We start from the raw sequence: 13885 nt of genomic DNA, 5'->3' as shown, positions 1-13885 counted from the left end.
CTTCAGCGCCGTCCGCCACCCGAGGGCGCTCCGCGCAGCGGTTTCGGGAAGGGGCGGGGAGGGGCGGGGAGGGAGAGGGCGCCGCAGGCAGCGCATGCCGCCACCGGCTCGTGCCGGTGAACTGTCCGCTCCGGCCGCGCTCCGCCGCCGCTGCGCCTGTGCTGAGCAGGACCTCCGATTCCCGTTGTGCGTCCCGCTTCCGGCGCTCTCTGCGCCCCGGCAGCCGCCCACCCCGAGCCCGGCCGGTCGAATTCACCATGTCGTGCGCACAACGGGCCTTCACCGGGAATACTCACCCCATGTCTGCCGCGCACGCGACCTTCGGGCTGGCTCCGGCAATGCGGGCCGGGGGAGTACTCGTCAACGGTGCCTACCAAGTCCACCGCGACTTCATGGACTTCATCGTCGACGGCCGCCCCCTCCTGCACCAGCTCGCCGACCTCGACGCCGTTTCCCCGCTGGCCTCCGACGTTCCGCCCGCCATCTTCACCACGCACGTCCGCAGACTCCTCCTGGAAGCTGCCCCGCCGCTCCCCGACGGCCGGTACGTCATCTACGGCTGCCCTGAGTGCGAGGGCCTCGAATGCGGGGCGGTCACCGCCGTCATCGAACGGAACGGCCCCGACATCGTCTGGCGCGACTTCGCCTGGCAGACCACCGAGACCGCCGACCTGGAGCGCGACGGCTACCACGGGATAGGTCCGTTCCGCTTCGACGCGGACCAGTACCGCGCCGAACTCCTCAGGCTCCTCCCGGAGGCGGACCCGGGCGTGGGCGTGGTCGGGGACTCCGGAGCGCTGTACGGGGACGACGGACAGCCCCTCCGCCGCCGCGTCCTGCTCATCGGCAGCCGCGTCGCCGTGCTCGCCAAGCTGGCGGCAGCCCTCCGTACGATCAACATCGGTGCGGAGATCGCCGAGGACGCGGACCGGGTCCCGCCGGTCGAGATCCGGACGTACGGCGCGGTGGCCTTCGGCCGTTCGATCGCCGAGCACGAGAAGGCGGCGGTCCGGGCGGCCTTCGCCCGCGCGGGCGTCGAACCGGCGTACGTGGAGGGCCTCGCCCCGATCATTCCGCTGCTGGTCGCACAGATAGAACACGCCCTGGACCGCAGCCCGTTGGAGCGCCGACGCCTGACCCGTCTGGTCGCGGCGGACGACGAGGCGGGCGTGGAAGTCACCTCGGCCTGCCGGGTGCAGCTGATCGCGTACCGCCAGGACCGTCTGCACCGTACCCACGCCCAGGTCGTCTTCGAAGGCCTGCTGGAGGCGGGCAAGCACCGCATCCCACTGGACGAGAAGGCGACGAGGGGACGGTCCTTCGTCGTGGCACGGACGATGGGCGGTGTACTGGTGACGCCGATGGCCCGGTGAGGTGGCTGCGGCCCGCTCGGCTTGGCCGGCGTGTGAGGCCGCGCGGACGCAGCCCGTGCACCGGGGCGCAGCCCCGGGACGCCCGCCCCCACCGGCGCGAGCCGTGAACCGCCCTGCGGCGAGCACGACGCGGCGGCGCGGTAAATGTCACAGCGGGAAGGGGCGGGAGGGGCGGGGAGGGGCAGGCGCCGCAGGCAACCCGCACCACCCACTCGGCCGCGCGCAGCCGCCCCTCCACCTCCGGGGCACTCGGCCGCGCGCAGCCGCACCTCCATCCGCATTCCGCCCCGCGCACTCCGCCCCCGCGCATTCCGCCCCGCGCGGGCGGACGAGCCAGGACCCGACCGCACTCCGCGACGGCACCGCCCCGCGCCCCCGCGCCCCCACCTCGATTAAGATCGCCCCCTCATGACTGCAACTCTCGTCGCCAAAGACCTCGCCGCCGGCCACGGCGACCGCACCCTCTTCTCCGACCTCGACCTGGTCGTCGCCCCCGGCGACGTGATCGGTCTCGTCGGGGTCAACGGGGCGGGCAAGTCCACCCTCCTGCGGCTGCTCGCAGGCCTGGACACTCCCGAGGGCGGCGAGCTGCGGCTCTCCCCGCCCACCGCCACCGTCGGCCACCTCCCGCAGGAGCCGGAGCGCCGCGAGGGCGAGACCGTACGGGACTTCCTGGCCCGGCGCACCGGAGTGGCCGGCGCCCAGCTGGCCCTGGACACCGCCACCCAGGCCCTCGTCGACGGCGCACCCGGCGCGGACGACGACTACTCCCTCAGCCTCGACCGCTGGCTCGACCTCGGCGGCGCCGACCTCGACGAGCGCGCCGACGAGGTCGCCGCCTCCCTCGGTCTGACCGTGGGCCTCGACCAGCCGATGACCGGCCTCTCCGGCGGCCAGGCCGCCCGCGCCGGTCTCGCCTCGCTCCTCCTGTCCCGCTACGACCTCTTCCTCCTCGACGAGCCCACCAACGACCTCGACCTGGACGGCCTCGACCGTCTGGAGACCTTCGTCAAGGGCCTGCGCGCGGGTACGGTCGTCATCAGCCACGACCGCGAGTTCCTCACCCGTACGGTCACCAAGGTCCTGGAACTGGACCTCGCCCAGCAGCAGATCAAGCTGTACGGAGGCGGGTACGCGGCGTACCTGGAGGAGCGGGAGACCGCGCGCCGGCACGCCCGCGAGGAGTTCGACGAGTTCGCCGACAAGAAGGCCGCGCTGGAGGGCCGGGCCCAGATGCAGCGCGGCTGGATGGACAAGGGCGTGCGCAACGCGCGCCGCAAGTCCACCGACGGCGACAAGTTGGGCCGCAACATGCGCACCGAGTCGAGCGAGAAGCAGGCCGCCAAGGCCCGCCAGACCCAGCGCATGATCGAACGCCTCGACGTGGTCGACGAGCCCCGCAAGGAGTGGGAGCTGCGGATGGAGATCGCGTCCGCCCCCCGCTCGGGAGCCGTGGTGTCGACGATGCGTCAGGCCACCGTCCACCGGGGCGACTTCACCTTCGGGCCCGTCTCCCTTCAGATCGACTGGGCTGACCGGGTGGCGATCACCGGCGCCAACGGGTCGGGGAAGTCAACCCTGTTGGCAGCCATGCTCGGACGCCTGGCCCTGGACGAGGGCGACTCCACCCTCGGCCCGGGCGTCGTCGTCGGCGAGGTCGACCAGGCCCGCGGTCTCTTCTACGGCGCGGAAACCCTCCTGGACGCCTTCTCCGCGGCCGTCCCCGACACCGAACCGGCCGAAGTCCGCACCCTCCTCGCGAAGTTCGGGCTGCGCGCCGAGCACGTACTGCGCCCGGCCACGACTCTCTCCCCGGGCGAACGCACCCGTGCGGCCCTGGCCCTCCTCCAGGGCCGCGGCGTCAACCTCCTGGTCCTCGACGAGCCGACCAACCACCTCGACCTCCCCGCCATCGAGCAGTTGGAGTCGGCACTGGAGTCGTACGAGGGGACGCTGCTGCTGGTCACGCACGACCGGCGCATGCTGGAGGGTGTGCGGACCACGCGCCGCCTGGAGGTCGCGGAGGGCCGCGTCACGGAGGCGAGCATCTAGGGGCGCGGGGAACTGCGCGACCAGCCACAACGAACCCGCACACGTCCAACCGGCCCGGGGGCCAGAGGGCGAAGCCCCCGGTTCAGGCAAGGGGCGGGGAGAGGGCCCGCGGCCCCGCCCCCGCCCCTCCCGCTCAGCCCCGCTTCCCCCGGTCCGCCAGCCCCGCCTTCCGCAACGCATCCGCCATCGCACTGTTCGCCGGAGCGGGCGCCGGTGCCGGCCGGCCACCGCCACCCCGCTGCTGCTTCGCCCCCGCACCCCGCGCCTGGCCGCCGTCACGGCCCTGCCCCTGGCCGCGGCCGCCCTTCCCCCCGCCCTGCCGCTGCTGCGGCGGACGCTCTCCACCGGAGCGCGACGAGGGCGACGACGAACCCCCAGCCTCGTCCTCCAGTCTCAGCGTCAGCGAGATCCGCTTGCGCGGAATGTCGACGTCCATCACCTTCACCCGCACCACGTCCCCCGGCTTCACCACGTCCCGGGGGTCCTTCACGAAGGTCTTCGACAGCGCCGACACATGCACCAGTCCGTCCTGGTGCACCCCGACGTCCACGAAGGCGCCGAATGCCGCCACATTCGTGACGACGCCCTCCAGGATCATTCCGGCCGCCAGATCGCCGAGCTTCTCGACGCCGTCCTTGAACGTGGCCGTCTTGAACGCGGGCCGAGGGTCGCGCCCCGGCTTCTCCAGTTCCTTCAGGATGTCGGACACCGTCGGCAGTCCGAACTTCTCGTTCACGAAGTCGGCCGCCCGCAGTCCCCGCAGCACGTCCACGTTCCCGACGAGGGAACCGGCGCCCGCCGACTTCGCCATCGCCCGCACCACCGGATAAGCCTCCGGGTGCACGCTCGACGCGTCCAGCGGGTCCTCCCCGTCCCGGATCCGCAGGAAGCCCGCACACTGCTCGTACGCCTTCGGGCCGAGCCGTGCCACGTCCTTGAGCGACCTGCGCGACCGGAAGGGACCGTTCGCGTCCCGGTGCGCGACGATGTTCTCCGCCAGCCCGGAGCCGATTCCCGAAACCCGTGAGAGCAGCGGTGCGGAAGCCGTGTTGACGTCCACCCCGACCCCGTTCACACAGTCCTCGACGACCGTGTCCAGCGACCGTGAGAGCTTCACCTCCGACAGGTCGTGCTGGTACTGGCCGACCCCGATCGACTTCGGGTCGATCTTCACCAGTTCGGCCAGCGGATCCTGCAGCCGCCGCGCGATGGAAACGGCCCCGCGCAGCGTCACGTCCATGTCCGGCAGTTCCTGCGAGGCGAAGGCCGAAGCGGAATACACCGAAGCGCCCGCCTCGGAGACCATCACCTTCGTCAGCTTCAACTCGGGGTGCTTCGCGATGAGTTCACCGGCCAGCTTGTCGGTCTCCCGGGAAGCCGTTCCGTTGCCGATCGCGACCAGCTCCACCGCGTGCTCCTGCGCGAGCCGCGCCAGCTTCCCCAGCGCCTCGTCCCACCGGTTCGCGGGCACGTGCGGGTGGATCACGTCCGTCGCCACGACCTTGCCCGTCGCATCCACCACCGCGACCTTCACGCCCGTACGGAACCCGGGGTCCAGGCCCAGCGTCGCCCGCGTCCCGGCCGGTGCGGCCAGCAGCAGGTCGCGCAGGTTCGCCGCGAAGACCCGTACCGCCTCGTCCTCGGCCGCGGTGCGCAGCCGCAGCCGCAGGTCGATCCCCAGATGCACCAGGATCCGGGTCCGCCAGGCCCAACGCACCGTGTCCGCAAGCCACTTGTCACCCGGGCGCCCACGGTCCGCGACCCCGAAGCGGCGCGCGACCATCCGCTCGTACGCACTCGGGCCCGGCTCATCGGACGGCTCCTCCGGCTCCAGGACCAGGTCGAGCACGTCCTCCTTCTCGCCGCGCAGCATCGCCAGCACGCGGTGCGAGGGCAGCGCCGTGAAGGGCTCCGCGAAGTCGAAGTAGTCGGCGAACTTCGCGCCCGCCTCCTCCTTGCCCTCGCGCACCTTCGCCGCCAGCCGGCCCCGCGTCCACATCCGCTCGCGCACCTCGCCGATCAGGTCCGCGTCCTCCGAGAACTTCTCGGTCAGGATCGCCCGCGCACCCTCCAGCGCACCCGCCGCGTCCGCCACGCCCTTGTCGGCGTCGACGAAGGCGGCAGCCGCCACGAGCGGGTCCACCGACGGGTCGCCGAGCAGCCCTTCGGCCAGCGGAGCCAGCCCCGCCTCCCGCGCGATCTGCGCCTTCGTACGCCGCTTCGGCTTGAACGGGAGGTAGATGTCCTCCAGCCGGGCCTTCGTCTCGGCCGCCCGGATCTGCGCCTCCAGGGCAGCGTCCAGCTTGCCCTGCTCCCGTACGGAATCGAGGATCGCCGAGCGGCGGTCCTCCAGCTCCCGCAGATACCGCAGCCGCTCCTCCAACGTGCGCAGTTGCGCATCGTCGAGCATCTCGGTCGCTTCCTTGCGGTAGCGCGCGATGAACGGCACGGTCGAGCCGCCGTCGAGCAACTCGACGGCGGCCCTGACCTGCCGGTCCTTGACGCCGAGTTCCCCGGCGATCCTGTTTTCGATGCTTTCGATGGACGTCGTCACGGTGTTACCGACTCGCCTTCTCCTGCGGGCAGTGCATGGTGCACCTCGCGCCGATGTCGCCGAGGTGCACCTGCATTCTGCCGTGCCGGTCGTCCGCGCGGCGTACCGGTCATGCGCGTCGCGTGCGACCGCCGCTCCGCGAAGCCCCGCCGAACAGCTTGGCGAGCAGCCGGAACGGCAGTGTCACGACGGTGGCGATGGCCCCGCCCACGGTACGGAGGGCATCGGCAATGGCTCGGAACACGGGGTCCTCCTCGCTCGTACGGACGGTCCCCGTGCGAGTTGCCGCCCCTGCCCGAGGCAAACGGGGCGACCGCCCCCGGCCTCCGTCCGGACGGCCCCGCCTCAGCCCTCAGCCCTTGCCGAGCAGCGTCTCCGGGAACGCCCCCGCTGCCGCCGCCGTCATCAGGAAGCCGCGGCCCAGCTCCGTCAGCCGCTCCACGCCCGCCGCACCCAGGTGCTCGTACGGGGCCAGGTCCAGCCGGTCCGTGGTGTCCTCCAGGTCGGCCCGCAGCGCCACGCCCGCCTCCGTCAACTCGCCCTCGGCGTCCAGGAGTCCGCGCCCGCGCAGCCGCCCGGCGGCAGCCTGCCAGTCCGACTGCGACCAGCCGCGGGTGCGCAGCACCCAGTCCGGGTTCATGCCCCGGCCGGTGGCGGTGTGGCTGACCAGCGCCTCCACCGGGTCGAGCCCGGTGGTGAGCAGCGCGGCCAGGTGCCCGTCGCCCCGGTGCTCGCGCAGCAGCGTCGCCGCGTGCCAGAGCGCCAGGTGCGGCTCCTCGGGGAACGGCAGGTCGGCGTGGGCCGCGTACAGCGGCCGGGCGTGCCGGGTGCACGCCTCGCTCGCCCGCCGCGCCAGCCCCGCGGCCTCCACCATCTCCTCGGAGGCGAGGATCTCGTCCCCGAGCAGCCGCCGCAGCGCCGCGTCGGCGGCCCGCACGCGCGCCCCGAGTACGGCCTCGGGGGACACGATGTCCCACACCGCGGGGACGACCTTGGCGATCAGGTCGTAGCTGTAGTTGTAGAAGGCCGCGGCGACGACGCCGGGGCCGACGGTGCCCAGCGCCGCGACCCGGCCCACCATGAACGGCGCCACCTCGTCGACGATGCCGAGCGAGGTGAGCTCCGCGGCGTACTCGGGCGAGAAGTAGACCGTGGAGTGAAGCGAGTTGAGGGGGTTGTGGCAGCGGCGCCCCGCGCGGGCGGGCAGCGAAGAGTTCGAAGTCATACGGGCACGTTACCGACTGCTTAGTACGCCGCAAGGGGTGGGCCGCAATGGCAGGAAAGGTGGGGAACTCGTCATTGCGGCCACCCTCTCGTGGCAGGAAGGATGGCGGCATGACGCTGCCACCGCCGCTCGTTCTGGTCGTCCTCTTCGACGACGTGCAGAGCCTCGACGTGACCGGCCCCGTGGAGGTCTTCGCGGGCGCGGGTCACGCCACGGACACTCCGTACGAGATCCGCACCGCCTCGCTCGACGGCGCCCCGGTCCGCACCGGCAGCGGCCTCACCCTCGTCCCCGACGGCAGCCTCGCGGACTTCGCGCCCCGCTTCACCACTGCCGGGACGCCCGCCCGCGAGAAGGACGCACCTGCCGGATCCGGACACCCAGCCGGCCCCAAGGACCCCCCGCCGACTTCCGGCCCAGGGCTCTCGGGCCCGGTGCTTTCTGGCCCGGTGGTTGCTGGTCCGGGTACTTCTGGCCCAGGGCTCTCCAGCCTGGTGCCTTCTGGTCCGGGGGCTTCCGGCCTGGTGCCTTCTGGCCCGGTGCTTTCTGGCCCGGGGACTTCCGATCCGGTGTCTTCCGGTCCCGGGCTTGCCGGTCCGGACCACGCCCGCCCCGCCCCCGGCCCCGCCCTTGCTTCCGGCCCCACCCCCGCTACTGCTTCCGCTTCCGTGCCCCGTCTCACCCTCCTCGTTCCCGGCGGCCAGGCCACCCGTAGCCCCGACCCCCGGCTCGTCGACTGGCTGCGTACGTACGCGCCCCACGCCGAGCGCCTCGTCTCCGTCTGCTCCGGCGCGCTCCTCCTCGCCGAGGCCGGACTGCTCGACGGGCGCAGGGCCGCCACGCACTGGCTGGTCACCGACCGCCTCGCCCGCGAACACCCGGCGGTCGAGGTCGACCCCGATGCCATCTACGTGCGGGACGGCCGCGTCTCCACCTCCGCCGGAGTCACCAGCGGCATCGACCTCGCACTCGCCCTCGTCGAGGAGGACCACGGCCGCGACGTCGCCCTGAACATCGCCCGCCATCTGGTGGTATTTCTCCGACGGCCGGGAAACCAGGCCCAGTTCAGCGCCCAGCTCGCCGCCCAGACCGCGCAGCGCGAACCGCTCCGTGACGTGCAGCAGTACATATCCGAGCACCCGGCCGCCGACCTCTGCGTCGAGAGCCTCGCCGCCCGCGCCCGCCTCTCGCCACGCCACTTCGCCCGCGCCTTCCAGACCGAGACCGGCACCACCCCGGGCCGCTACGTCGATCGCGTACGCCTCGAACACGCCCGCCGCCTCCTGGAGGACAGTGCCGACGGCGTCGAGGGCATCTCCCGCACCTGCGGCTACGGCACTCCCGAGGCCATGCGCCGCGCCTTCGTCAAGGCGCTCGGCACGGCCCCGGCCGAGTACCGCCGCCGCTTCCGGAGCGCTTCCGCACACTGACCGATTTCCGCACGCCGGCCCGCTTGAGCACGTTCCGCGCGCCGGACCTTCTCCGCACCCCGAACCCACCCACCCCGAAAGGGAGCCGCACCATGCAGATCGCCATCGTCCTGTACCCGAACTTCACCGCCCTCGACGCCGTCGGACCGTACGAGACCCTCGGCCGCCTCCCCGGCGCGGAGACCTTCTTCGTCGCCGAGCAGGCCGGTCCTGTCGTCAACGACCAGGGCCGGCTCTCGATCGTCGCCACCAAGACGTTCGCCGAGGTGACCCGCCCGGACATCGTGGTCGTCCCCGGCGGTCCCGGCCAGGCGGACCAGATGGAGAACGAGGCCCTGCTCGGCTGGCTCCGCGCCGTCGACGCCACCACCACCTGGACCACGTCCGTCTGCACCGGCTCCCTCGCGCTGGCCGCCGCCGGACTCCTCAAGGGCCGCCGTGCCACCTCGCACTGGCTCGCGCTGGAGGTCCTGGCCGGGCTCGGCTCGGAGGCCACGGGGGAGCGGGTCGTCTTCGACGGCAAGTACGTCACCGCGGCCGGTGTCTCCGCCGGTATCGACATGGGACTGACCCTGGTCGGGGAGATCGCGGGCGAACGCGCCGCGCAGACGATCCAGCTGCTCACCGAGTACGACCCGCAGCCGCCGTACGACGCGGGCTCCCCGGAGAAGGCCCCGGCCGACCTGGTCGAGTACTGGCGCGCCAACAGCCGCCACGCAGAACTCTGACGGTCACTCAACCCACGGGTGGCGCAAGCTGGTTCACCGTTCCGGTGCGTTCCACTCGAAGTGCGGCACACGCCGTTCCAGGAAGGCGGCGACACCCTCGGCGGTGTCGCCGCTGCCGCGCTGCTGCTCCGCCCAGTAGGCGTCCCGGTCGGTGCGGCCGTCCGCGAACTCCTTCGCCGCCGCCTGTGTGAGCTGCGACCGCGACACCAGTACGCGCGTGAACTCGGCCACCCGCTTGGCGAGTTCGCCCTCCGGCAGTACCTCGTCGACAAGGCCGGTGCGCAGTGCACGCTCCGTGTCGATCAACTCACCGGAGAACAGAAGGTACTTGGCGGCCGACGGTCCCACCAGTGCCGCCAGGCGCCGCGTCGACGAGGACGCGTAGACGATCCCGAGCTTCGCCGGGGTCACTCCGAAGAGCGCCCCCTCTTCCGCGAACCGCAGATCGCAGGCTGCCGCGAGCTGGCTCCCGCCGCCCACGCAGTACCCGCGCACGGCCGCCAGCGTGGGCTTCGGAAAGGCCGCGAGGGCCTCCTCGGCCCGTACGGCCAGCTCCTGCGTCGTCCTCCCGGCGGAACCGCCCGAGTCCCCGTCCCCGACTCCTGCCGCATCCGGACCCGCACCCGCGTCCTCCGGCTCGCGCAGCGAGGAGATGTCGGCCCCGGCGCAGAAGGTGGCGCCGTCACCCACAAGGACCAGCGCCCGCACCTCCCGGTCGGCGGCCAGCCGCTCCAGCAGTGGGGGCAGGGCGCGCCACATCCCGGCCGTCATCGCATTGCGTTTGGCGGGATTGCTGAGCACGACCGTGGCTACGGAGTCGACGACGGTGTGATTCACCCGGGGAGACAGCTGCATGCGCCGGATGCTATATGCCTCACCCGAACCTATGATCGGGGCACCGGGGGGGCGAGGCAGGCACGGGGCCCGACCGAGGAGCGCTCACATGGTGGAACCGACCCGCGAGAGCAAGAAACTGAGCCGGAACTTCGGCTGGCTGGCATTCCTCGGCATTCTGCTGGTCATCGGCGGACTCGTCGGGCTCGTCTACACCGGCTTCGCCACCCTCACCTCGATGGTGCTCTTCGGCTGGCTGCTCCTGGTCGGCGGACTCGTCGGCCTGCTCCAGGCCGTCCAGTCGCGCGGCACCAACTTCTTCTGGCTCGGCGTCGTCGTCGCGGCCCTCAACATCGCGGCCGGCGTCGTCGTCATCCGCAACCCGGTCGGCACCGCCGAGGCGCTGACCATGTTCGCGGCCCTGCTGTTCCTGACCGGTGGACTCTTCCGGGTGGTCGGCAGCGTGGTGGTGCGCGGTCCACAGTTCGGGTGGACCCTCGTCCAGGGCGCGTTCGGCCTGCTGCTCGGCATCCTGGTGCTCTTCGACTGGCCGCACTCCAGCCTGTACGTGCTCGGCACCTTCTTCTCGCTGGCCCTGCTCTTCGACGGGCTCGGCCTGGTCTCGATCGGCGTCGGCGGACGCCGCGTCGTCACCTTGGTGTCGGAGGCGATGCAGCCGGAGACGTCCGAAGCGCCGGACGAGCCCCAGGCCGCGGATGCCGCGAGCGCCGCCGGTACGGCGGGAGCAGCAGGTGCGGTCACGCCGGAACGGCCCACCGGCAGGCCCGGCTTCAGCAAGCCCGAAGATCAGGACCGGTCGCCCAACCCATGAAGAAACGATCTGCAACCGCCCCCGGTGGTTGCAGATCCGGTCGCAAAGCGTCGATTACCGCCGACTTCTGATCGGTGCGCTGGTACGGACCGCTCCGCCCCGAAGACTCGGACCGTGGTGACGACCGAGCGTGAGGGCGGGAGCCCGATGAGGGAGAGCCGTGGGAGCACCCCACCCACCGGCGGCGCGGCCAGGGCCGTCGCCGCCCCACCGGCAACAGGGGCGGGGGATTCCGTGGAACCTCCGCGGGCCTACGAAGGCGTCTGGCGGTTCACCGCCCCGGCGGTCGACGTCTCCGTGCCGCAGGCCAGGCACGCCGTACGTGACCTGATCAGGCGCCAGGGCGTGCCTGCCTCCGACGACCTGGTGCAGGGACTGCTGCTGATCGTCTCCGAACTGGTCACCAACGCCGTCAAGCACGCGGCGCTGCTCTCCCCGGAACTGGCCGTGGAAGTGGCCATCGGTGCCGAGTGGATCAGGGTCTCCGTCGAGGACAGCCACCCCTACCGTCCCAAGCCGCTGGAGACGGACTACGCGCAGACCGGGGGGCGCGGACTCCTGATCGTGCGGGAGATCGCGGGCGATGCGGGCGGTGTCTGCGACGTCGAGCACACCGCGAGCGGCGGCAAGGTCATCTGGGCGGCCCTGCCGCTCACCGCGGCCAACTGATTCCGGACCGGCCTGCTACCAGCCCACCGCGTCCCCGGTCAGCTCCCGCACCGCCGGCCGCGCCGCGTCGAGCACCGTCATGAACCACGCCGAGAACGGGTCCTTCGCGTGCTGCTCGGCCAGCTCCTGCGGCGTCACGAACGAGGTGTCCCCGACCTCCTCCGGGTCCGGCCGCAGCGGCGACTGCACCAGCCCGACGAAGAGGTGGTTGAACTCCTGCTCGACCAGCCCGGACGCCGGGTCCGGGTGGTTGTAGCGCACCGTGCCCGCCTCGGCGAGCAGCGTGGGTGAGACGCCCAGCTCCTCGTACGTACGCCGGGCGGCTGCCGCGAAGGGGCCCTCGTTCGGGTAGGGGTGGCCGCAGCAGGTGTTGGACCAGACGCCGGGGGAGTGGTACTTGCCGAGCGCGCGCTGCTGGAGCAGCAGCCGCCCCGCCTCGTCGAAGAGGAAGACGGAGAACGCGCGGTGCAGCTGCCCGGGGGGCTGGTGGGCGGAGAGCTTCTCCGCGGTGCCGATGGTGTTGCCGCTCTCGTCGACCAGTTCGAGGAGGATCTCCGGGCTCTCGCCGGCGGATCCGTTTCGAGCGCTGTTCGCCGCGGTGGCTGGTGTGGTCGGCATAACCATCCTTCGCTTCGGTTCTCGGCTGCCAAGTCTGCCGTACAAAAGCCGCTTGTCCGTACTTCGGCCGTACCGGGGGCGTAAAAAGGTCCTGCCCCCGCCGCGGACGCGACAGGGGCAGGACTTCCCACTTCAGCGTGCGATCAGACCCCGAATGCCGACGGGTACTGGATCTCGCCGCGCGGCAGCACTGCCGAGTCGTCGAGCACGAGCGCCATCATGGCCTCGTCGGGCACCTCGAAACCGGGCCGGACGCCCAGCCCGGAGGCGGGCGCGAACCCGAACCTCGGGTAGTACTCCGGGTGTCCGAGCACCAGCACGAGCCGCTCGCCCCCGGCGCGCGCCGCATCGAGCACGGCCCGAGTCACCGCGGCCCCGGCCCCCTGCCGCTGGAACCCGGGGGCCACCGCGACCGGTGCGAGCGCCGCCGCCGGGACGCCGTCGACATGGCACCGGGTGAGCAGCGCGTACGCCGCGACCGACCCGTCCGGAGCCTCGGCGACGTACGAAAGGCCGTCCAGCCAGGCGCCGGAGTCCTTCCGCAGCGCCTCCACGAGGTCGGCCTCGCCCTCCGTGGGGAAGGCGGCGGCGTTGACCGCGTGGACCGCCGCGACGTCGGCGGCGGTCTCGGGACGGGTGCGCCAACGCGGGTCGGCGGGCCGCAGGACGTATCCCGTGTACCCGTACTCCGTCCCGTACTCGTGGCGCACCTCGATCTCCTCGCGGGTCATGGCGAGGGCCTCGGACATGCCGGGCGCGGTCGGATCGGCGGACTCGTTGCGGGCGCCGAGCGGGCCGTAGTACTCGTCCCAGTCGCTCTCCGGCTGGAGGTACGTACCGAGCACGTCGTACCCGGCGGCGACGGCCGCAGCCGTGTTCGAGGCGCGGGTGCCCATCGCGTACTGCGGGTCCCAGAAGGCGCGCACCCCCTCGGAAGGCTGCTCGGCCGTCCACTCGACCTCCGAGACGACCAGCACGCCGCCGGGGGCGAGCAGCCGCTTCCACCGCGCCAGGGCGGTGTCGAAGCCGATGTTGTACGCCGCTCCCTCGGCCCACACCAGGTCGTACGACCCGTCCTCGAAGGCGGGGCCTTCGAGCGTGCCCATGTCGGCGTTGACGGTACGGATCGAGTCGCCGAGCCCACGGGCCCCGGCGGCTTCCCGGAGCTCGTCGAGGAACGGCTCGTAGAGGTCGACGGCGGTGACCCGCGCACCGCACTCGGCGGCCAGCAGCAGCGCGGCCCGGCCCGGGCCGCAGCCCAGGTCGAGGACGCGCGGCTGCTCGGGGAGCTGCCCCGCGAGGGAGGCGAGGGAGAGGAAACGCCGGGTGGTGGCGTCGGAACCGGGGCTCTGCCTGGGCAGGCCGCGGTGCAGCGTCATGAAGGCGTCGAAGATGACGTGGTCGGACAACGTGGATCCCTTGGAAGGAAAGGGGCCCGCGGAGGAAGAATCAGCCGAGGGCCCGGGAAATGAGGATGGACCGTGTGCCACGGGAAGCAGCGGGCATCGCGACAGTCATCAACTCATCACCCTTCTCCATCACAGTTCGTCCGAGACCGAACGTCTCTTCG

12 protein-coding genes and 1 pseudogene are annotated in these 13885 nt (G+C 72.2%); 7 read left to right on the top strand and 6 right to left on the bottom strand.

Features of this window, described 5'->3' with window-relative positions; all coding sequences use genetic code 11:
- Positions 1–299: 299 nt before the first annotated feature.
- Both ACWGIG_RS18605 and ACWGIG_RS18600 read left to right on the top strand, forming a co-directional pair.
- Positions 300–1373, top strand: a complete 1074-nt coding sequence (locus ACWGIG_RS18605; RefSeq protein WP_453322694.1) for an oxidoreductase — start codon at positions 300–302, stop codon at positions 1371–1373.
- A 408-nt stretch (positions 1374–1781) separates the two neighbouring features.
- Positions 1782–3425: an ABC-F family ATP-binding cassette domain-containing protein gene (locus ACWGIG_RS18600; RefSeq protein WP_453322693.1), complete on the top strand. Its 1644-nt coding sequence runs from the start codon at positions 1782–1784 to the stop codon at positions 3423–3425.
- 133 nt (positions 3426–3558) lie between these two features.
- Here ACWGIG_RS18600 and ACWGIG_RS18595 read toward each other — a convergent pair whose 3' ends face one another.
- From ACWGIG_RS18595 to ACWGIG_RS18585, 3 genes are all read right to left on the bottom strand, one after another.
- Positions 3559–5979 carry a Tex family protein gene (locus tag ACWGIG_RS18595; RefSeq protein ID WP_453322692.1) on the bottom strand — a complete coding sequence of 807 codons (2421 nt, stop codon included), beginning with the start codon at positions 5977–5979 and terminating at the stop codon, positions 3559–3561.
- A gap of 109 nt (positions 5980–6088) precedes the next feature.
- Positions 6089–6223 (bottom strand): LPFR motif small protein, encoded by a 135-nt coding sequence (locus ACWGIG_RS18590; RefSeq protein ID WP_453322691.1) that lies wholly within the window; start codon positions 6221–6223, stop codon positions 6089–6091.
- Between the two features lie 108 nt (positions 6224–6331).
- Entirely contained in the window at positions 6332–7204 is an 873-nt protein-coding gene (locus ACWGIG_RS18585) for an SCO6745 family protein (RefSeq protein ID WP_453322690.1), read from the bottom strand.
- A gap of 185 nt (positions 7205–7389) precedes the next feature.
- On the opposite strand from ACWGIG_RS18585, the pseudogene ACWGIG_RS18580 reads away from it, so the two are divergent.
- The 3 genes and pseudogenes from ACWGIG_RS18580 to ACWGIG_RS18570 form a co-directional block, all read left to right on the top strand.
- Positions 7390–7515 (top strand): annotated as a pseudogene (locus ACWGIG_RS18580) (GlxA family transcriptional regulator); the annotation flags it as partial.
- A gap of 210 nt (positions 7516–7725) precedes the next feature.
- Entirely contained in the window at positions 7726–8634 is a 909-nt protein-coding gene (locus tag ACWGIG_RS18575; protein ID WP_453322700.1) for a GlxA family transcriptional regulator, read from the top strand.
- Between the two features lie 92 nt (positions 8635–8726).
- Positions 8727–9362: a DJ-1/PfpI family protein gene (locus tag ACWGIG_RS18570; protein WP_453322689.1), complete on the top strand. Its 636-nt coding sequence runs from the start codon at positions 8727–8729 to the stop codon at positions 9360–9362.
- A 33-nt stretch (positions 9363–9395) separates the two neighbouring features.
- On the opposite strand, the gene ACWGIG_RS18565 is transcribed toward ACWGIG_RS18570, so the two are convergent.
- Positions 9396–10211 carry an enoyl-CoA hydratase/isomerase family protein gene (locus tag ACWGIG_RS18565; protein WP_453322699.1) on the bottom strand — a complete coding sequence of 272 codons (816 nt, stop codon included), beginning with the start codon at positions 10209–10211 and terminating at the stop codon, positions 9396–9398.
- A 94-nt stretch (positions 10212–10305) separates the two neighbouring features.
- Here ACWGIG_RS18565 and ACWGIG_RS18560 point away from each other — a divergent pair, with 94 nt between their 5' ends.
- Both ACWGIG_RS18560 and ACWGIG_RS18555 read left to right on the top strand, forming a co-directional pair.
- Positions 10306–11028 (top strand): HdeD family acid-resistance protein, encoded by a 723-nt coding sequence (locus ACWGIG_RS18560; RefSeq protein ID WP_453322688.1) that lies wholly within the window; start codon positions 10306–10308, stop codon positions 11026–11028.
- Positions 11029–11142: 114 nt separating this feature from the next.
- Positions 11143–11697, top strand: coding sequence for an ATP-binding protein (locus ACWGIG_RS18555; protein ID WP_453322687.1), 555 nt, complete (start codon positions 11143–11145; stop codon positions 11695–11697).
- Positions 11698–11712: 15 nt separating this feature from the next.
- Here ACWGIG_RS18555 and idi read toward each other — a convergent pair whose 3' ends face one another.
- Positions 11713–12315: an isopentenyl-diphosphate Delta-isomerase gene (idi, locus tag ACWGIG_RS18550; protein WP_453322686.1), complete on the bottom strand. Its 603-nt coding sequence runs from the start codon at positions 12313–12315 to the stop codon at positions 11713–11715.
- Positions 12316–12458: 143 nt separating this feature from the next.
- Positions 12459–13694, bottom strand: a complete 1236-nt coding sequence (locus ACWGIG_RS18545; protein ID WP_453322698.1) for a GNAT family N-acetyltransferase — start codon at positions 13692–13694, stop codon at positions 12459–12461.
- Positions 13695–13885 lie beyond the last annotated feature (191 nt).

Source organism: Streptomyces sp. NPDC054863, assembly GCF_053610825.1.
This window is presented reverse-complemented; position numbering and strand designations above follow the sequence as displayed.